Genomic DNA, 16,432 nt, shown 5'->3' on the forward strand with positions numbered 1-16,432 from the left:
TCCACGCGCCGTCACCACGTTCAGCCCCCGGTGGGCAGTGTCGCTGCCACCTGCCAGCCGGTGCCGTGCGGGCCGGCCGTCAGCTCGCCGCCGAGGTCGGCGATCCGGGCGCGCAGCGCGGCCAGGCCGGTGCCGCCGCCGGGGCGGGCGCGGGGGTGGGCGGGGCCGGTGTCGGTGATGGTGACGGTGAGGCCGGTGCCGGGGTGGTGGGCGAGGGCGACGGTGATCCGGTCGGCGGCGGGTGCGTGGCGGCGGATGTTGGTGAGGGCTTCCAGCGCGACCCGGTAGGCGGCGTCCTCGACGGCAGGCGGCAGCGGGGGCAGCTCGGCCGGGCGCTGCAACGTGGGCCGGTCGGGGAAGTGGTCGAGCAGGGCGGGCAGTTCGGTGAGGGTGTGGCGGCGCGGGCCGGCGCCGTCGGGGGCGCGCAGGGTGTCGAGGGTGTGGTCCATGGAGGCGAGGGCGCGCTGTCCGGCCGCTTCCAGGCGGGTCAGCAGCCGGGCGTTCTCGTCCGCGTCGTAGCCGCTGACCTGGGCGGCCTGCACTTCGAGCAGGATGCCGGTGAGCTCGTGGGCGACGTAGTCGTGCAGGTCGCGGGCGACGGTGAGGCGCTGCTGGTGGCGGGCGTCGCGGACGGCGCGGGCCCGGCGGTCGTCCTGGCCGCGCAGGTAGAGGGCGGCGCCCAGGCCGGCGGCGACGGGGACGGCGGCGAGCAGCAGGCCGGCCACCGAGGCGTCCGCAGGGCGCGGCTGGCGCAGGGTGAAGCGCAGCGGCAGCACCAGGGCGGCTGTGGCGGTGAGCGTGCCGACCGCCCAGGCCCGACGGTCCGTCAGCCGTCGTACGGAGCGCACCACCAGGACCAGCAGGGCGGCGAATTCGACGGGCATCCAGAGCAGTGTCAGCCCGTGGTCGCCCAGGTAGCCGACGTCGACGGCGAGCGAGAGCAGGGCGGCGGCGACGGGTGCCAGGACGGGCGGCGGGCGGAGCGTGGTGAGGGCGAGCACCAGGGCGGCGGCGGTGGCGGGGAGCCAGGCCGTCCACGGGGCGGCCGCCGCGGGCAGGAGCAGCAGGACGGCCGCGACGGCGGTGAGCACTCGGCGGGCGGTCAGAACCCGGCGGACGGTCAGGACCCGGCGGACGGTCGTACGGACCGTCGTGCGGACGAAAGTGCCGGCGGCCGTACGGACTGGAGTGCGCGCGGTCATGCGGGCAGGTCGGTGAGGTAGCCGAGTTCGAAGGCGCGCATGGCGATGCCGACCCGGTTGCGGACGCCGAATTTGCGCTGGATGTGCGCGACGTGGGTTTTCACGGTGCCGGGTGAGATGAACAGGGCGGCGGCGATGTCGGCGTTGGTGCGGCCGGCGGCGACTTCGCGGGTGATCTCCTGTTCGCGGGTGGTGAGCGGTTCGGTGAGCGGCGTGCTCTCGGCGCGGCGGCCGGTGACGTGCTGGAGCAGGCGGACGGTGACGGACGGGCTGATCAGGCTGTCGCCGGCCATGGCGGCGCGGACGGCTTCGATCAGCAGGGCCGGTCCGGAGCGTTTGAGCAGGAATCCGGAGGCGCCGCCGCGCAGCGCCGGGTACACGTACTCGTCGAGGTCGAAGGTGGTCACCACGACCACTTTGACCTGCGGGTCGGCGGTGGGCCCGCAGAGTTGCCGGACGACTTCGAGGCCGTCCATCCGGGGCATCCGGACGTCGACGAGGGCGACGTCGGGGCGCAGGGCGCGGGCGGCTTCGACGGTGGCGATGCCGTCGGCGGCCTCGCCGACCACCTGGAGGTCGGGCTGGGTCTCCAGGATGCGGCGCAGTCCCCGTCGCACCATCTCCTGGTCGTCGGCGAGCAGTACCCGGATGGTCACCCGGCGGATTCTGTCACAGCGTTGTTGACGGTCCGTCAGGGGAGGTAGCGGTAGCCGAGGCCGGGTTCGGTGACCAGGTGACGGGGGCGGTGCGGGTCGCGTTCGAGTTTGCGGCGCAGGGCCGCGAAGTGGACTCGCAGGTAGTTGCTGTGTTCTTCGTGGCCCGGTCCCCAGACGGCGGTGAGGAGTTGTTGGCGGCCGACGAGCCGGCCGGGGGCGGCGAGCAGGACGGAGAGCAGTTTCCATTCGATGGGGGTGAGCCGGACGGGGCCGTCGGGTCCGGTGGCGCGGGCGGCGGCGGGGTCGATGTCGTGGTCGCCGATCCGGGCGAGTGGCGGGGCGGTGGCGGGTGCGGGGCGGCGCAGGACGGCGCGGAGGCGGGCGAAGAGTTCGTCCATGACGAAGGGTTTGGTGAGGTAGTCGTCGGCGCCGCCGTCGAGGGCGTGGATGCGGTCGGCGGGGTCGGTGCGGCCGGACAGCACGATGACGGGTGCGGCGCTGTGGCGGCGCAGTGCGCGCAGGACGTCCATGCCGTCCTGGTCGGGCAGGCCGAGGTCGAGCAGGACGGCGTCGGGCGGGGTCTGTTCGGCGAGTTGGAGGGCCTGTCGGGCGGTGCCGGCGGTGAGGGCGGCGTACTGGCGGGCGAGCAGGTTGAGGCGCAGGGTGCGCAGCAGGCGGGGTTCGTCGTCGACGGCCAGGACGCGGGTCATGGGGTTTCCTCGTGGGGTGCTTCGGTGGCGGCGGGCAGGGTGAGCAGCATGGTGGTGCCGCCGCCGGGGGTGTCCTCGACGTCGAGGCTGCCGCCCATGGCTTCGGCGAGGCCGCGGGAGAGGGCGAGGCCGAGGCCGAGGCCGGTGGTGTTGTCGGTGTCGCCGAGGCGTTGGAACGGTAGGAAGACGCGGTCTCGGTCCTCGGGCGGGATGCCGGGTCCGCGGTCGACGATGCGGATTTCGACGCGGTCGGCGTGGGTGGAGGCGGTGACCAGGACGGGTGCGCCGGGGGCGTTGTGCCGGAGCGCGTTGGTGACGACGTTGGCGAGGACGCGTTCCAGCAGGGGCGGGTCGGCGAGGACGGGCGGGGCGGTGTCGAGGTCGAGGGGTTGGACGGGTGCGTCGGGGTCGGGCAGTGAGTCGAGGGCGCGCGGCAGGATCTCGTCGAGGTGGGTGGTTTGCAGGTGCAGGGTGAGGGCGCCGGCCTGGAGGCGGCTGAGGTCGAGCAGGTTGTCGACGAGTCGGGTGAGTTCGACGAGGGATTCGTCGGCGAGGGCGAGCAGTTCGTTCCGGTCGTCGGCGGAGAATTCGACGTCGGGGCTGCGCAGGGAGCCGACGGAGGCGAGGGCGGTGGCGAGTGGGGTGCGCAGGTCGTGGCTGACGGCGGCGAGCAGGGCGGTGCGCATCCGGTCGGCGGCGCGGATGGGTTCGACCTCGGCGGCGACGGTGGCGAGGCGGTCGCGTTCGAGGGCGGCGGCGAGGTGGGCGGCGAACGCGGCGAGTACCCGGTGGTCGGTGTCGGGCAGGCGGCGTCCGGTGAGGACGAGCAAGGCGTCGGCGCCGACGGGCAGTTCGGTGGTTTCGGGGTGCTGGTCGGCGGCGGCGGGGGTGTCGGTGCGGGCGAGGACTTCGCCGGTGGCGGGGTCGAGCAGGGCGGCGGTGTCGAGGCCGAAGGAGGTGCGGGTGCGTTCCAGCAGGGCGGGGACGGCGTCGGCGCCGCGCAGGACGGAGCCGGCGAGGGTGGAGAGGGTTTCGGCTTCGGCGGTGGCGCGGGCGGCGCGGGCGGTCTGCCGGGTGGCGTGGTCGACGACGGTGGACACGCACAGGGCGACGGCGGCGAACACGGCGAGGGCGATGAAGTTGTTGGCCTCGCCGACGGTGAAGGTGTGGACGGGCGGGATGAAGTAGTAGTTCAGCAGCAGTGAGGCGACCACCGAGGCGAGCAGGGCCGAGGTCGCGCCGCCGAGCAAGGCGACGGCGACGACGCCGAGTTGGAAGATCAGCGCGTCGGTGGTGAGGTTCAGCGTGTGGTGGGACTGGGAGAGGATGGCGGTCAGCACCCAGGGGACGGCGAGTCCGGCGGCGTATCCGGCGAGGGTGCGGCGGCGGGAGTGGCGGCGGCCGAGCGAGGGGAGGCGGCCGCGGCCGGTGAACGCGTGGGTGACCATGTGGACGTCGATGTCCTCGGACCGGTCGACGGTGGTTTCGCCGATGCCGGGTCCGGTGAGGAAGCGGTTGGTGCGGCCGCGCCGGCTGGTGCCGAGGACGAGTTGGGTGGCGTCGCGGGCGCGGGCGAAGGTCAGCAGTGTCTCGGGGATGTCGTCGCCGACGACCACGTGGTAGCTGCCGCCGAGGGATTCGACCAGGCTGCGCTGTTCGGCGAGCCGGCCGGGCGAGGCGCCGGCCAGGCCGTCGCTGCGGGTGACGTGCACGGCGAGGAGTTCGCCGCCGGCGGTGCGGTCGCAGATCCGGGCGGCGCGGCGGATCAGGGTGGGGCCTTCGGGTCCGCCGGTGAGGGCGACGACGACGCGTTCGCGGGTCTCCCACACCCGGTCGATGTTGTGCACGGCCCGGTAGTCGCGCAGTCCTTCGTCGACCCGGCCGGCCAGCCAGAGCAGGGCGAGTTCGCGCAGTGCGGTGAGGTTGCCGACCCGGAAGTAGTTGGCGAGTGCGGCGTCGACCTTTTCGGCCTGGTAGACGTTGCCGTGGGCGAGGCGCCGGCGCAGGGCCTGCGGGGCCATGTCGACCAGTTCGATCTGGTCGGCGCGGCGCACCACGTCGTCGGGGACGGTTTCGCGCTGTGGCACGCCGGTGATCTTCTGCACCACGTCGTTGAGTGATTCGAGGTGCTGGATGTTGACGGTGGTGATGACGTCGATGCCGGCGGCGAGCAGTTCTTCGACGTCCTGCCAGCGTTTGGCGTGCCGCCCGCCGGGGACGTTGGTGTGGGCGAGTTCGTCGACCAGGGCGAGTTCGGGGCGGCGGGCCAGCAGTGCGTCCAGGTCGAGTTCGGCGAACTCGGTGTCGCGGTAGCGCCGTACGGTGCGCGGGAGTTGTTCGAGGCCGTCGAGGAGTCGGGCGGTGCGGGGCCGGTTGTGGGTCTCCAGGAAGCCGACGACCACGTCGGTGCCGCGTTCCTGGCGGCGGTGCGCCTCGTCGAGCATCCGGTAGGTCTTGCCGACGCCGGGGGCCGCGCCGAGGTAGACCCGTAGCCGGCCCCGCCGGTGGGCGGGCATCTGGGCTCCGAGGTCAACTGGCATGGCGGCTCGTCTCACGGTCGGGTCGGTAGGGGCGGGGACGCGGCCGGCCGACCCGGGCGTGGGAGCGCCCGGGTCGGCCTGCTTCGGTAAGGGACGCATCGTCACTTCAGGTCGGCGACCGCACGGTTGAGCAGTACCACATTGACGCCGCCCTGGCCGAAGATGCCGAGCGAGCGGCCGTCGGTGTACGTGCCGATCAGCTGGTCGAGTTGTTCGGGGCTGACGCCGCGGGCCTTGGCGACGCGCTGGACCTGTTCCTTGGCGTACGCGACGGAGATCAGCGGGTCGAGTCCGGAGCCGGAGGCGGTCAGCGCGTCCGGGGGGACGCTCGCCGGGTCGACGCCGTCGAACGCGGCGACGGCGGCGCGGCGTTCCTCGACGGCCTTCAGCAGCTCTTCGCTGTTCGGGCCGAGATTGGAGGCGCCGGAGGACGTCGGGTCGTAGCTGCCGGCGGACGGGCGCGGCTGGAACCACTTGGGGTCGGGCTGCGCCTGCTCGTCCGGGTCGTCGGGGTTCTGCTTGGGCAGGTCGAAGCTCTGGCCGAGCAGGCTGGAGCCGATCTCCTTGCCGTCGCTCTTGACGAGGGAGCCGTTGGCCTTGGCGGGGAACGCGAGTTGGCTGATGCCGGTGATCAGCAGCGGGTAGGCGATGCCGAGGATCACGGTCATCACCAGCAGCATCCGCAGCGCGGTGAGGTGGGTGCGCAGGAAGACGGGCATGTCTCGTTCTCCTCTCTGGTCAGTTGAGGCCGGGGACGAACTGGACGATCAGGTCGATCAGTTTGATGCCGACGAACGGCACCACCAGTCCGCCTATGCCGTAGATCCCGATGTTCCGGGAGAGCAGCGAACTCGCGTCGGACGGGCGGTACTTGACGCCACGCAGGGCGAGCGGGATGAGGCCGATGATGACCAGGGCGTTGAAGATGATCGCCGAGGTGATCGCGGAGGTCGGGCTGTGCAGGCCCATGATGTTCAGGTGGCTGAGGCCGGGGTACACGCCGGCGAACATCGCCGGGATGATCGCGAAGTACTTGGCCACGTCGTTGGCGATCGAGAAGGTCGTCAACGCGCCGCGGGTGATCAGCAGTTGCTTGCCGATCTCGACGATCTCGATCAGCTTGGTCGGGTTGGAGTCCAGGTCCACCATGTTGCCGGCCTCCTTGGCGGCCATGGTGCCGGTGTTCATCGCCACGCCGACGTCGGCCTGGGCGAGCGCCGGGGCGTCGTTGGTGCCGTCGCCGGTCATCGCGACCAGCTTGCCGCCCTCCTGCTCCTTGCGGATCAGGGCCATCTTGTCCTCGGGGGTGGCCTCGGCGAGGAAGTCGTCGACGCCCGCCTCCTCGGCGATCGCCCGGGCGGTCAGCGGGTTGTCGCCGGTGATCATCACGGTCTTGATGCCCATCCGGCGCAGCTCCGCGAAGCGCTCGCGCATGCCCTCCTTGACCACGTCCTTGAGGTGGATCACGCCGAGCACCCGGGGCGGCCGTCCGCCCTCGCGGTCGGCGACCACCAGCGGGGTGCCACCGGCGGCGGAGATGCCGTCGACCAGCTGCGCCACCTCGGAGCCGACCGAACCGCCGTTGCCCGTCACCCAGTTGGAGACCGAGGCGGCCGCGCCCTTGCGGACCTCGCGGCCGTCCACGTTGACGCCCGACATTCGGGTCTGCGCGGTGAACGGCACCCATTCGGCGTGCGCCAACTCGCCCTGGGCGCGGGCCCGCAGGCCGTAGGCGGTCTTGGCGAGCACCACGATGGAGCGGCCCTCGGGAGTCTCGTCGGCCAGCGAGGACAGCTGGGCGGCGTCCGCCAGTTCCTCGACGGTGACGCCCTCCGCGGGCTGGAACTCGGCGGCCTGCCGGTTGCCGAGCGTGATGGTGCCGGTCTTGTCGAGCAGCAGGGTGTTGACGTCGCCGGCGGCCTCCACGGCCCGGCCCGACATGGCCAGCACGTTGCGCTGGACCAGCCGGTCCATGCCGGCGATGCCGATCGCGGAGAGCAGCGCGCCGATGGTGGTCGGGATCAGCGCCACGATCAGCGCGACCAGCACCACGGTGGGCTGCGGGGCGCCCGCGTACGTCGCCATCGGCTGCAGGGTGACCACGGCGATCAGGAACACGATGGTCAGCGAGGCCAGCAGGATGTTCAGCGCGATCTCGTTCGGCGTCTTCTGCCGGGCCGCGCCCTCCACCAGGGCGATCATCCGGTCGATGAAGGTCTTGCCCGGCTCGGAGCTGATCTTCACCACGATCCGGTCGGACAGCACCTTGGTGCCGCCGGTGACGGCCGAGCGGTCGCCGCCGGACTCGCGGATCACCGGCGCGGACTCGCCGGTGATCGCCGACTCGTCGACGCTGGCGATGCCCTCGACCACGTCGCCGTCGCCGGGGATGATCTGCCCGGCCTCGACCACCACGTGGTCGCCGAGCCGCAGCGCGGTGCCCGGCACCTCCTCCTCGGCCTTCTCGGACGGCCAGTTGACGAGCCGTCGGGCCACCGTGTCGGACTTGGTGCGGCGCAGCGTGTCGGCCTGTGCCTTGCCGCGGCCCTCGGCGACCGCCTCGGCCAGGTTGGCGAACACCGTGGTCAGCCAGAGCCAGGCGGTGATCGCCCAGGCGAACACCGACGGGTCGGCGATCGCGGCGACGGTGGTGACCACCGAGCCGACCTCGACCACGAACATCACCGGGTTCTTCACCATCACCCGGGGGTCGAGCTTCTTCACCGCGTCGGGCAGCGAGGCGAGCAGCAGCTTCGGATCGAGCAGGCCCGCGGAGACTCTGTGCGGCGCCTGTTCGGGGGCCGCCGGTTCAAGGGTGGTGGACATCAGTGGAGACCTTCTGCGATCGGCCCGAGGGCCAGGGCCGGGAAGTAGGTGAGGCCGACGACGATCAGCACCACACCGGAGAGCAGTCCGACGAACAGCGGCTTGTGGGTGGGCAGGGTGCCCGCGCTCGCCGGGACGGGCTGCTGGCGGGCCAGCGAGCCGGCCAGCGCCAGCACGAACACCATCGGCAGGAACCGTCCGCACACCATCGCCAGGCCCAGCGCCGTGTCGTACCAGGTGGTGTTCACGGTGATGCCGGCGAACGCCGAGCCGTTGTTGTTCGCGGCGGAGGTGAACGCGTACAGCACCTCGGAGAAGCCGTGCGCCCCGGAGTTGAGCATCCCGGCGCGCTCCCCGGGCAGGGCGATCGCGATGCCGGCGCCGATCAGCACGATCGCCGGGGTGGTGAGGATGTACAGCGAGGCGAACTTCATCTCCCGGCCGCCGAGCTTCTTGCCCAGGTACTCGGGGGTGCGGCCGACCATCAGACCGGCCACGAAGACCGCGACGATCGCCAGGATCAGCATGCCGTACAGGCCGGAGCCGGTACCGCCGGGCGCGATCTCACCGAGCATCATGTTGAAGATCGTCAGACCGCCGCCGAGCGGCGAGTACGAGTCGTGGAAGGAGTCCACCGCACCGGTCGAGGTGAGCGTGGTGGACGCCGCGAACAGGCTGGAGCCGGCGATGCCGAACCGCTGTTCCTTGCCCTCCATCGCCGCGCCGGCCGCCTGCAGGGCGCTGCCGGCGTGCTGGTGCTCGAAGAAGGTGATCAGCGACGCCGAGGCCACCCAGAACATGGCCATCACGGCGACGATCGCGTAGCCCTGCCGGTTGTCGCCGACCATCCGGCCGAAGGTGCGCGGCAGCGAGAACGCGATCACCAGCAGCAGGAACACCTCGACCAGGTTGGTGAAGCCGGTCGGGTTCTCGAACGGGTGCGCCGAGTTGGCGTTGTAGAAGCCGCCGCCGTTGGTGCCGAGCAGCTTGATGACCTCCTGCGAGGCCACCGGCCCGCCGGGGACGGCCTGCTGACCGCCCGTCAGGGTGGTCACCTCGTGGAAGCCGTGGAAGTTCTGCACCACGCCGTTCGCGGCCAGCACCAGCGCGAACAGGATCGCGATCGGCAGCAGCAGGCGCAGCGAGATCCGGGTCAGGTCCACCCAGAAGTTGCCGACCCGGTCGGTGCGGTTGCGGGTGAAGCCGCGGATCAGCGCCGCCACCACGGCGATACCGACGGCCGCGGAGACGAAGTTCTGCACCGCCAGGCCCATCATCTGCACCAGGTGGCCCATCGCGGACTCGCCGCTGTACGACTGCCAGTTGGTGTTGGTGGTGAAGGAGATCGCGGTGTTCCACGCCTGGTGCGCCTCCATCTCGGGCACGCCCAGGCTCAGCAGCAGATGCGTCTGAAGGCGGATCAGCCCGTACAGGAACAGCACCGAGAGCATCGAGAACGCCAGCACCGACCGCAGGTACACCGGCCAGCGCTGGTCGGCGTCGCCATCGACGCCGACCAGTCGGTACAGGGCCTTCTCGGCTCTGAGGTGTCTCGCGGACGTCAGCAGCCGCGCGATGTAGTCGCCCAGCGGCCGGTAGCACAGGGCCAGCGCACCGACCAGGGCGAGCGCCTGGAGCCAGCCGGCAAGAGTGGCACTCATGTCAGAACTTCTCCGGGTGGATCAACGCGAGAACGAGGTAACCGACCAGCGCGGCGGCGACGATGAGACCGACGAGGTTCTCCACGGTCACAGCTTCTCCACCCCCCGCGCGATCAGGGCGATGACGGCGAACACGGCGACCGTGACACCGACATAGATCAGATCCGACATGGCATCCACCAAGGTGGCTCGGGACAACGGCCTGCGTATTTCGCCGGCACCCTGAGCCAACCAGCGCATCCATCCGCCATTACGGTTCCTGACGCCCCCCATACGGGTGGTTCCCCGACCTTGACGCCTCCTTGACGCCCCGCCTCCCGGCCCCTGGGCGCGGGTCCGGCCCGGTGGCCTCACAACATGGGCCGCGGTGCTGGAGATCGAGCGTTTCCCGGCGACCGCCCGGACGTACCACCGGTCGAACTACCTCGCCAATCACGCGGCGAGCATCGAGGAGTGCCGTCGGCACGCCATCGCGGTCGCCGAGTTGTACCGGGCCGCGTTCGCGGCGGTGAACGGGTGAGCTGGGGCTGGGAGTATCTGCCCGACGCGGAACACATCGCCGGCGGATTTCCCGCAGGCTTCCTCGCCGCCGTTGAGCTCCGTGCCGCCGAACCGGTCCGGGCCGCCGAGGCCCGGTACCTCGACGGCACGTCGTACGAAGGCCCCGGCGAGCCGATGCGCCACCTCGACGTCGCGGGCGGGCTGCTCACCTACTACGTCGTGCCACGACTGGAACTCGTCGCGATCTGCCAGCTCACCGCGCCACCGGCGGCGTGAGCCCGGGTCGGGCCAGGGCTAGGCGCCGAGTTGGGCGGCCAGGGCTGTCAGGGTTTCGCCGAGGGGGCCGTCGAGGCGGAGGGTGGCGAGGTCGTCGGCGCGGGTGGTGCCGCGGTTGACGATGGCGACCGGCTTGCCGGACTTCGCGGTGTGGCGGACGAAGCGCAGGCCGGACATGACGGCCAGCGAGGAGCCGAGGACGAGCAGGGCGCGGGAGGCGTCGACCAGGCGGTAGCAGTGCTCGACGCGGTCCTTGGGGACGCTCTCGCCGAAGAACACCACGTCGGGTTTGAGGATGCCGCCGCAGCGGGCGCAGTCGGCGAGGGTGAAGGACGCCACCAGGTCGTCGGTCAGTTCGGTGTCGCCGTCCGGGTTGATGCGTGAACCGGCGTCCCGGAAGGCCGGGTTGAGGGCGGCGAGGCGTTCGTCGAGTTCGGCGCGGGGGCTGATCGCGGCGCAGGAGAGGCAGACCACCCGGTCGAGGCCGCCGTGCAGTTCGACGGCGTCGGTGGTGCCCGCGGCACGGTGCAGGCCGTCGACGTTCTGGGTGATCACCGCCGAGACCGGCCCGGCGGCGCGCAGCCGGGCGACCGCGAGGTGGCCGGCGTTCGGGCGGGCCCCGGCGATCACGGCGCGCCCGGCGTGGCTGCGTGCCCAGTAGCGGCGGCGGGCCGGCTCCCCCGCCAGGAACTCCTGGTACGTCATCGGCGCCCGGTGCCGCCGGATCCCGTCCGGCCCCCGGTAGTCCGGGATCCCGGACTCGGTCGACAGCCCGGCGCCGCTCAGCACCGCCACCCCGCCCCCGGCCAGCAGCCGGACCAGCGCGGACAGGCCGTCCTCGTGCGCAGTCATACCGTCCATTGTGGACGCCCGGGAAGGAACGCGGCCCGGACGGTGCCCCCACGCACCACCCGGGCCGCTCCCGTTCGCGGCAGCCCCGGCCCCCACAGCCCGAACTGCCGCCGTCTCTTTTGTACTTGCGCTCACTTCCGGGGGCGCATCCGGGCCCACGGGAGGGCGGCGAGCAGTGCCGCCGCGGTGAACAGTGCCAGGTGGCCGGCCTCGGTGCCCGGGCCGGACCAGCTGAGCTCGGCGTAGCGGTGTTCGGCGAAGCCGTTGTGGAACAGCCATGCCGCCAGGCCGACGAACGGTGCGGCGGCCGGCCGCGAGCGGCTGCCGAGGGCGGCGCACCCGGCGGCGAACGCGGTGAGGGCGAACCAGCCGGCGCGCAGTTCGCCGAGCGGCGCGAGTGCCAGCGCGGTCGCCGCGCCCAGCAGCAGTGCCGCCGCGCCCGACAGGGCGACCGGCAGCCGTTCAGGCACCGTCGGACACCGCGACCAGGTCGCGCAGCTCCGCGTCCAGGGCCCGGGCGGCGAACAGGCGGCTGCTCACCTCGTCGAGGGTGGTCGCGAGTTCGGAGCGCGGCACGACCAGCACCGGGCAGCTCGCCCGGCGCACGCAGTACGCCGGGACGGAGCCGCGCAGGCCGCGGTGCAGCCAGGAGCCGGACGGGCCGAGGACCAGCAGGTCGCGCGGCCGGTCGGCGGCGGCCAGCAGGGTCGGGGCGGTCTGTCCCCGGACGGTGCGGGCGGTGAGCGGAACGCCCGGGTCGGTGCCGCCGAACGCCTCCGCCATCGCCTCCGCCAGCGTCGTCGCGGCCAGCTCGCGCACCGCCGACAGCAGCGGCGGGCACGGCGAGCGGCGGTGGCCGAACTCCCCGTTCGGCGGCTCCCAGGCGTGCAGGGCCAGCACCTCGCCGCCCAACCGCCGGGCCTCGGCCACCGCACGGTGCACGGCCGCCAGGCTGCCGAGCGATCCGCTGACCCCGACCACGATGCGCGGCCGCTGCTCCATCACGCGTCCTCCGTCCAGGAACTCGCGGACCCCGGCGGGGCCCGCACCACCCAGCAGATCGCGTCGCCGCCCCACCTCCGGCCGTCCTTGACGGCTCCCTGACGCCCACGGCCGGTTTCCCAACGCCGCCCTGACGCCCGGGCCGCCGCCGACGGCGTTCACTGAAGGAGAGGGACGAGGAGGCCGGTCATGGAACACGGCGAAACCCATGTGGTGGTCGGTGTGGACGGCTCGCCGGACAGCCTGGCGGCGCTGCGCCGGGCCGCGATGGAGGCGGCGGTGCGCGGCGCCGTGCTGGTCCCGGTGCTCGTCCGGCGCCCGTCCGACGAGGTGCCCGCCCGCGCCGCCGGGCTGCTGTTGGACGCCGCCTTCGACACCGCGCTCGGCGGCTGGCCGGGCAATGTCCTGGTCCGCCCCACCGTGGTCACCGGAGCCGCCGGTCCGGCCCTGGTCGCGGCGGTCACCGGCCCCGCCGACCTGCTGCTGCTCGGTACCCCGCACCGCCGCTGGGCGCACCCGCACGGCGACCGCACCGCCCGGCACTGCCGCAGTCACGCCCCGTGCCCGGTGCTGACCGTCACCGCTCCGCCGTCCGGCCTGGGGCTGACCGTCTGAGCACCCACCGGCCCGCGCCGCGCGCCCGTTCGACGACACGCCGCCGGACGGGCGCCGTCGTGGGCCGTCACCCGAAGTGCGCGAATGGCCGCGTGGGCCGCACCCGGCCCACCCCCCTCCTCATATGATCGGAGCGACATGCGTCATCCTTGGTGGTGAATAGCACTGCCCATGACACCAGCAGGAGGAAGCTCGTGGACGACGTTCTGCGGCGCGCCGCGCTGTTCGCGGCACTCGACGACGACCAGGCTGCCGAGCTCCGCGCTTCCATGACCGAGGTGACGCTCGCCCGCGGCGAGTCGCTGTTCCACGAGGGCGACCCGGGCGACCGGCTGTACGTCGTGGTCGAGGGCAAGGTCAAGCTGCACCGCGCCTCGCCGGACGGCCGCGAGAACATGCTCGCCGTGCTCGGCCCCTCCGAGATGATCGGCGAGCTCTCGCTGTTCGACCCGGGCCCGCGCACCGCCACCGCCACCGCCCTCACCGAGGTCAAGCTCCTCGGCCTCGGCCACGGCGACCTGCTCCCGCTGCTGCACGCCCGCCCCGAGGTCTCCATCGCGCTGCTCCGCGCGATCGCCCGCCGCCTGCGCCGCACCAACGACGTGATGAGCGACCTGGTCTTCTCCGACGTGCCCGGCCGCGTCGCCAAGGCCCTGCTCGACCTGTCCCGCCGCTTCGGCGTCCAGTCCGACGAGGGCATCCACGTCGCCCACGACCTCACCCAGGAGGAACTGGCCCAGCTGGTCGGCGCCTCCCGCGAAACGGTCAACAAGGCCCTCGCCGATTTCGCCGGCCGCGGCTGGCTGAAGCTGGAGGCCCGCGCGGTCGTCCTGCTGGACGTCGAACGCCTCTCGCGCCGCTCACGCTAAGGGGCTCCGCCCAGGGGACGCGCAAACAGGGGCGCGTGGGGGTACCTCCCGGCCCGCCAGGGCTGGGGGAGAACTGCGCGACAAGCGCAAGCCTCATCCGCAAGGTCGCGATCAAGTGCAAGTGATTGTCCTGCGTCGCGATCTTGCGGTTGAGTGCCTTCCGCTTCGCGCAGTTCCCCGCGCCCCTGTTTGCGCACCCGCTGCCGTTCTCAGATGAGCCCGTGCTCCTCCAGGTACGTGAGCTGCGCCCGCACCGACAGTTCCGCCGCAGGCCACAGCGCGCGGTCCACGTCCGCGTACACCCGGGCGACCACCTCGGCCGCCGTGCGGCATCCCGTCTCGACCGCGGTCTCGACCTGGGCGAGCCGGCCGGCCCGGTGGGCGAGGTAGTAGTCGACGGCGCCGAGCGCGTCCGCGAGGACCGGGCCGTGGCCGGGCAGGACGGTGCGGACGCCGTGCTCGGCGGCCATCGCGTGCAGGTGGCGCAGCGAGGCCAGGTAGTCGCCGAGCCGGCCGTCGGGGTGGGCGACCATGGTGGTGCCGCGGCCGAGGACGGTGTCGCCGGTGAGGATCGCGCCGTCGGCGGGCAGGTGGAAGGTCAGCGAGTCGGAGGTGTGCCCGGGGGTGGCGACCACCCGCAGGTCGAGGCCGCCGATCTCCAGCCGCTGGCCGCCGTGCAGGCCTTCTTCGCCGAGTCGCAGTGCCGGGTCGAGGGCGCGCACGGCGGTGCCGGTGAGTTCGGCGAACCGGGCGGCGCCTTCGGCGTGGTCGGGGTGTCCGTGGGTGAGCAGGGTGAGGGCGATCCGTTTGCCCTGCTGTTCGGCGGTGCTGACGACCCGTCGCAGGTGGGTCTCGTCGAGCGGGCCGGGGTCGACCACGACGGCGAGGTCGGAGCCGGGTTCGGAGAGCAGCCAGGTGTTGGTGCCGTCCAGCGTCATCGGGGACGGGTTGGGTGCGAGCACGCACTGGGCGCGCGCGGTGGCGGCCCCGCCGACCACGTCGGCGGGGTCGCCCGGAAGCAGACCGCTCACGCGGCGTCCGCCTCGGCCCGACTGAGCTGCCGCAGCGGGAGCGTCCGCACCAGTGCCCGGGCGGGCAGCTCGCGGACCAGCAGGCGGGCGGTGGTGGCCGCGGGCGCCGGTGCGTCGCAGGCGGCGGCACGGGGGGTGACGGTGCGGGCGGGCGTGGCCGAGGTCCGGCGAGCCACGTCGTTGTGAGTCATCGGAGGTCTCCTTCCGGGGTGTACGCGGTCGGTGCTGTCGCAGTGGAAAGCCGCTGGTCGGCGCGGCTGCTGCCGAGCTTCCCGGGGGAAGGCTCTCACGCCGGGAACACGCCGTCGACGGTCAGTTCGTCATACCCGGGCCAGCGCACCGTCATGCGGTCCCCGCGCACCTCGGCCTGCCCCAGCACGGGGGTCACCTTGCGGTCCGCGGCGGCGGTCAGCGCCTCGGTGGCGCTGCGCACCGGCGTCAGCTCGCGCAGCACGGTGACGGTCGGCGGCATCATCCCGAATCGGCCCTCGTGGAAGCCGGCCACCGCGTCGGCGGGGGTCATCCAGGTGACCCGGTCGGCCTCGCCGACGGTGTCCGCGGCGGTCTGCCCGGCCGGCAGCGCGGCGACGAAGAACCAGGTGTCGAAGCGGCGTTCCTCGAACTCGGGGGTGACCCAGCGGGCCCAGGCGGCCAGCAGGTCGCTGCGCAGCACCAGGTTGTGCCGGGTCAGGAACTCGGCGAGGGACAGCTGGTGGGACTCCAGCGCGGCGCGTTCGGCGGACCGGTCGGTGGGTTCGACCAGGGTCCGGTCGTCGGGGCCGGCCAGCAGCACGCCGGCCTCCTCGAAGGTCTCCCGGACGGCGGCGCAGACCACCGCGCAGGCGGTCGGCTCGTCCACGCCCAGACGTTCGGCCCACTCCTCGGTGGACGGGCCGGCCCACGGCGGGCGCACCTCGCGGTCGCGCGGGTCGACGCTGCCGCCGGGGTAGGCGTACATGCCGCCGGCGAAGGCCATCGTGGTGCGCCGGCGCAGCAGGTACGCCTCGGGGCCGGTGGCGCCGTCGCGCAGCAGCACCACGGTGGCGGCGGGCCGGGGCGCGGCGGGGGTGAGTTCCCCGGTGGCCAGGGCGCGGATTCGGGCGGGCCAGGACGGCGGCATCTCGGGCATGTTCACGGATGTTAACCGCCGTCGCCCCGGGCCGACAGGCCCCAATGCGAGGGCCCGCCACCGCGGTGCGGCAACGGGCCCTTCCGCACAGGCGGTCAGTCGCGGACGCGGACCATCAGCTCGACCTCGACCGGCGCGTCCAGCGGCAGCACCGCGACGCCGACGGCGCTGCGGGCGTGCACGCCCTTGTCGCCGAGGACCTCGCCCAGCAGTTCGCTGGTGCCGTTGACCACGCCGGGCTGGCCGGTGAAGTCGGGGGCGGAGGCGACGAAGCCGACCACCTTGACGACCTGCTCGACCTTGTCCAGGTCGCCGATCACCGACTTGACGGCGGCCAGCGCGTTCAGCGCGCAGATCCGCGCCAGGTCCTTGGCGTCCTCCGCGGTGACCTCGGCGCCGACCTTGCCGGTCAGCGGGAGCTTGCCGCCGACCATCGGCAGCTGCCCGGAGGTCATCACGTAGTGACCGGTGCGCAGCGCCGGGACGTACGCGGCGACGGGGGCCGCCACCTCGGGCAGGGTCAGCCCGAGCTCGGCGAGCTTCTGCTCTACCTGACCCATGA

At 73.0% G+C, this 16,432-nt stretch carries 20 protein-coding genes; 4 read left to right on the plus strand and 16 right to left on the minus strand.

Annotation, left to right across the window (positions count from 1 at the left end):
* Nucleotides 1–20: 20 nt before the first annotated feature.
* From ACZ6R9_RS03185 to ACZ6R9_RS03225, 9 genes are all read right to left on the minus strand, one after another.
* Entirely contained in the window at nt 21–1,202 is a 1,182-nt protein-coding gene (locus ACZ6R9_RS03185; protein ID WP_465536206.1) for a sensor histidine kinase, read from the minus strand.
* Nucleotides 1,199–1,858 carry a response regulator gene (locus ACZ6R9_RS03190; RefSeq protein ID WP_465536208.1) on the minus strand — a complete coding sequence of 220 codons (660 nt, stop codon included), beginning with the start codon at nt 1,856–1,858 and terminating at the stop codon, nt 1,199–1,201. Before ACZ6R9_RS03190 ends, ACZ6R9_RS03185 begins: the two co-directional genes overlap by 4 nt.
* Before the next feature lie 35 nt (nt 1,859–1,893).
* Nucleotides 1,894–2,568 carry a response regulator gene (locus ACZ6R9_RS03195; RefSeq protein ID WP_380487937.1) on the minus strand — a complete coding sequence of 225 codons (675 nt, stop codon included), beginning with the start codon at nt 2,566–2,568 and terminating at the stop codon, nt 1,894–1,896.
* The gene (locus ACZ6R9_RS03200) at nt 2,565–5,108 is read right to left on the minus strand and encodes an ATP-binding protein (RefSeq protein WP_465536211.1); all 2,544 of its coding nucleotides are present in this window, start codon (nt 5,106–5,108) and stop codon (nt 2,565–2,567) included. The genes ACZ6R9_RS03195 and ACZ6R9_RS03200 overlap by 4 nt, the downstream gene beginning before the upstream one ends.
* A gap of 101 nt (nt 5,109–5,209) precedes the next feature.
* Nucleotides 5,210–5,827 (minus strand): K(+)-transporting ATPase subunit C, encoded by a 618-nt coding sequence (gene kdpC / locus ACZ6R9_RS03205; RefSeq protein ID WP_465536213.1) that lies wholly within the window; start codon nt 5,825–5,827, stop codon nt 5,210–5,212.
* A gap of 19 nt (nt 5,828–5,846) precedes the next feature.
* The gene (gene kdpB / locus ACZ6R9_RS03210) at nt 5,847–7,934 is read right to left on the minus strand and encodes a potassium-transporting ATPase subunit KdpB (RefSeq protein WP_380487932.1); all 2,088 of its coding nucleotides are present in this window, start codon (nt 7,932–7,934) and stop codon (nt 5,847–5,849) included.
* A complete protein-coding gene (kdpA, locus tag ACZ6R9_RS03215) occupies nt 7,934–9,595 on the minus strand; it encodes a potassium-transporting ATPase subunit KdpA (protein ID WP_380487931.1) in 1,662 nt (553 codons plus the stop codon). Before kdpA ends, kdpB begins: the two co-directional genes overlap by 1 nt.
* A gap of 1 nt (nt 9,596) precedes the next feature.
* The gene (kdpF, locus tag ACZ6R9_RS03220) at nt 9,597–9,686 is read right to left on the minus strand and encodes a K(+)-transporting ATPase subunit F (RefSeq protein WP_380487929.1); all 90 of its coding nucleotides are present in this window, start codon (nt 9,684–9,686) and stop codon (nt 9,597–9,599) included.
* Nucleotides 9,683–9,835: a hypothetical protein gene (locus ACZ6R9_RS03225; RefSeq protein WP_380487927.1), complete on the minus strand. Its 153-nt coding sequence runs from the start codon at nt 9,833–9,835 to the stop codon at nt 9,683–9,685. The genes kdpF and ACZ6R9_RS03225 overlap by 4 nt, the downstream gene beginning before the upstream one ends.
* A gap of 127 nt (nt 9,836–9,962) precedes the next feature.
* Between ACZ6R9_RS03225 and ACZ6R9_RS03230 the strand changes: the two genes are divergently transcribed.
* Together ACZ6R9_RS03230 and ACZ6R9_RS03235 are read left to right on the plus strand one after the other, a co-directional pair.
* Nucleotides 9,963–10,115 (plus strand): hypothetical protein, encoded by a 153-nt coding sequence (locus tag ACZ6R9_RS03230; RefSeq protein WP_380487925.1) that lies wholly within the window; start codon nt 9,963–9,965, stop codon nt 10,113–10,115.
* Nucleotides 10,112–10,372 (plus strand): hypothetical protein, encoded by a 261-nt coding sequence (locus tag ACZ6R9_RS03235; RefSeq protein WP_380487924.1) that lies wholly within the window; start codon nt 10,112–10,114, stop codon nt 10,370–10,372. The genes ACZ6R9_RS03230 and ACZ6R9_RS03235 overlap by 4 nt, the downstream gene beginning before the upstream one ends.
* Nucleotides 10,373–10,390: 18 nt before the next feature.
* Here ACZ6R9_RS03235 and ACZ6R9_RS03240 read toward each other — a convergent pair whose 3' ends face one another.
* The 3 genes from ACZ6R9_RS03240 to ACZ6R9_RS03250 form a co-directional block, all read right to left on the minus strand.
* Entirely contained in the window at nt 10,391–11,233 is an 843-nt protein-coding gene (locus tag ACZ6R9_RS03240; RefSeq protein WP_380487922.1) for an NAD-dependent protein deacetylase, read from the minus strand.
* A gap of 122 nt (nt 11,234–11,355) precedes the next feature.
* Complete coding sequence (locus tag ACZ6R9_RS03245; RefSeq protein ID WP_380487920.1) at nt 11,356–11,694, minus strand: hypothetical protein; 339 nt, start codon at nt 11,692–11,694, stop codon at nt 11,356–11,358.
* Complete coding sequence (locus ACZ6R9_RS03250; RefSeq protein ID WP_465536218.1) at nt 11,687–12,301, minus strand: universal stress protein; 615 nt, start codon at nt 12,299–12,301, stop codon at nt 11,687–11,689. Before ACZ6R9_RS03250 ends, ACZ6R9_RS03245 begins: the two co-directional genes overlap by 8 nt.
* 114 nt (nt 12,302–12,415) lie before the next feature.
* On the opposite strand from ACZ6R9_RS03250, the gene ACZ6R9_RS03255 reads away from it, so the two are divergent.
* Both ACZ6R9_RS03255 and ACZ6R9_RS03260 read left to right on the plus strand, forming a co-directional pair.
* Nucleotides 12,416–12,841 carry a universal stress protein gene (locus ACZ6R9_RS03255; protein WP_380487916.1) on the plus strand — a complete coding sequence of 142 codons (426 nt, stop codon included), beginning with the start codon at nt 12,416–12,418 and terminating at the stop codon, nt 12,839–12,841.
* Between the two features lie 194 nt (nt 12,842–13,035).
* Entirely contained in the window at nt 13,036–13,710 is a 675-nt protein-coding gene (locus ACZ6R9_RS03260) for a Crp/Fnr family transcriptional regulator (protein ID WP_014136744.1), read from the plus strand.
* Between the two features lie 209 nt (nt 13,711–13,919).
* Here the strand turns inward: ACZ6R9_RS03260 and ACZ6R9_RS03265 are convergent, their stop codons facing one another.
* The 4 genes from ACZ6R9_RS03265 to ACZ6R9_RS03280 form a co-directional block, all read right to left on the minus strand.
* Nucleotides 13,920–14,741, minus strand: a complete 822-nt coding sequence (locus ACZ6R9_RS03265; RefSeq protein ID WP_380487914.1) for an MBL fold metallo-hydrolase — start codon at nt 14,739–14,741, stop codon at nt 13,920–13,922.
* Complete coding sequence (locus tag ACZ6R9_RS03270; protein WP_380487912.1) at nt 14,738–14,932, minus strand: hypothetical protein; 195 nt, start codon at nt 14,930–14,932, stop codon at nt 14,738–14,740. The genes ACZ6R9_RS03265 and ACZ6R9_RS03270 overlap by 4 nt, the downstream gene beginning before the upstream one ends.
* Before the next feature lie 95 nt (nt 14,933–15,027).
* Nucleotides 15,028–15,870: an NUDIX hydrolase gene (locus ACZ6R9_RS03275; RefSeq protein ID WP_380487911.1), complete on the minus strand. Its 843-nt coding sequence runs from the start codon at nt 15,868–15,870 to the stop codon at nt 15,028–15,030.
* Between the two features lie 95 nt (nt 15,871–15,965).
* Nucleotides 15,966–16,430 carry a RidA family protein gene (locus ACZ6R9_RS03280; protein ID WP_380487909.1) on the minus strand — a complete coding sequence of 155 codons (465 nt, stop codon included), beginning with the start codon at nt 16,428–16,430 and terminating at the stop codon, nt 15,966–15,968.
* Nucleotides 16,431–16,432: the final 2 nt, after the last annotated feature.

The organism is Kitasatospora sp. NPDC048662, assembly GCF_055587065.1.

What these genes read in the sequence shown, in the direction of transcription:
- ACZ6R9_RS03185 (WP_465536206.1), bottom strand. Translation starts at nt 1,202, where the DNA reads ATGACCGCGCGCACTCCAGTCCGTACGGCCGCCGGCACTTTCGTCCGC.
- ACZ6R9_RS03195 (WP_380487937.1), bottom strand. Translation starts at nt 2,568, where the DNA reads ATGACCCGCGTCCTGGCCGTCGACGACGAACCCCGCCTGCTGCGCACC.
- ACZ6R9_RS03200 (WP_465536211.1), bottom strand. Translation starts at nt 5,108, where the DNA reads ATGCCAGTTGACCTCGGAGCCCAGATGCCCGCCCACCGGCGGGGCCGG.
- kdpC (WP_465536213.1), bottom strand. Translation starts at nt 5,827, where the DNA reads ATGCCCGTCTTCCTGCGCACCCACCTCACCGCGCTGCGGATGCTGCTG.
- kdpB (WP_380487932.1), bottom strand. Translation starts at nt 7,934, where the DNA reads ATGTCCACCACCCTTGAACCGGCGGCCCCCGAACAGGCGCCGCACAGA.
- kdpA (WP_380487931.1), bottom strand. Translation starts at nt 9,595, where the DNA reads ATGAGTGCCACTCTTGCCGGCTGGCTCCAGGCGCTCGCCCTGGTCGGT.
- ACZ6R9_RS03225 (WP_380487927.1), bottom strand. Translation starts at nt 9,835, where the DNA reads ATGCGCTGGTTGGCTCAGGGTGCCGGCGAAATACGCAGGCCGTTGTCC.
- ACZ6R9_RS03240 (WP_380487922.1), bottom strand. Translation starts at nt 11,233, where the DNA reads ATGGACGGTATGACTGCGCACGAGGACGGCCTGTCCGCGCTGGTCCGG.
- ACZ6R9_RS03255 (WP_380487916.1), top strand. Translation starts at nt 12,416, where the DNA reads ATGGAACACGGCGAAACCCATGTGGTGGTCGGTGTGGACGGCTCGCCG.
- ACZ6R9_RS03270 (WP_380487912.1), bottom strand. Translation starts at nt 14,932, where the DNA reads ATGACTCACAACGACGTGGCTCGCCGGACCTCGGCCACGCCCGCCCGC.
- ACZ6R9_RS03275 (WP_380487911.1), bottom strand. Translation starts at nt 15,870, where the DNA reads ATGCCCGAGATGCCGCCGTCCTGGCCCGCCCGAATCCGCGCCCTGGCC.
- ACZ6R9_RS03280 (WP_380487909.1), bottom strand. Translation starts at nt 16,430, where the DNA reads ATGGGTCAGGTAGAGCAGAAGCTCGCCGAGCTCGGGCTGACCCTGCCC.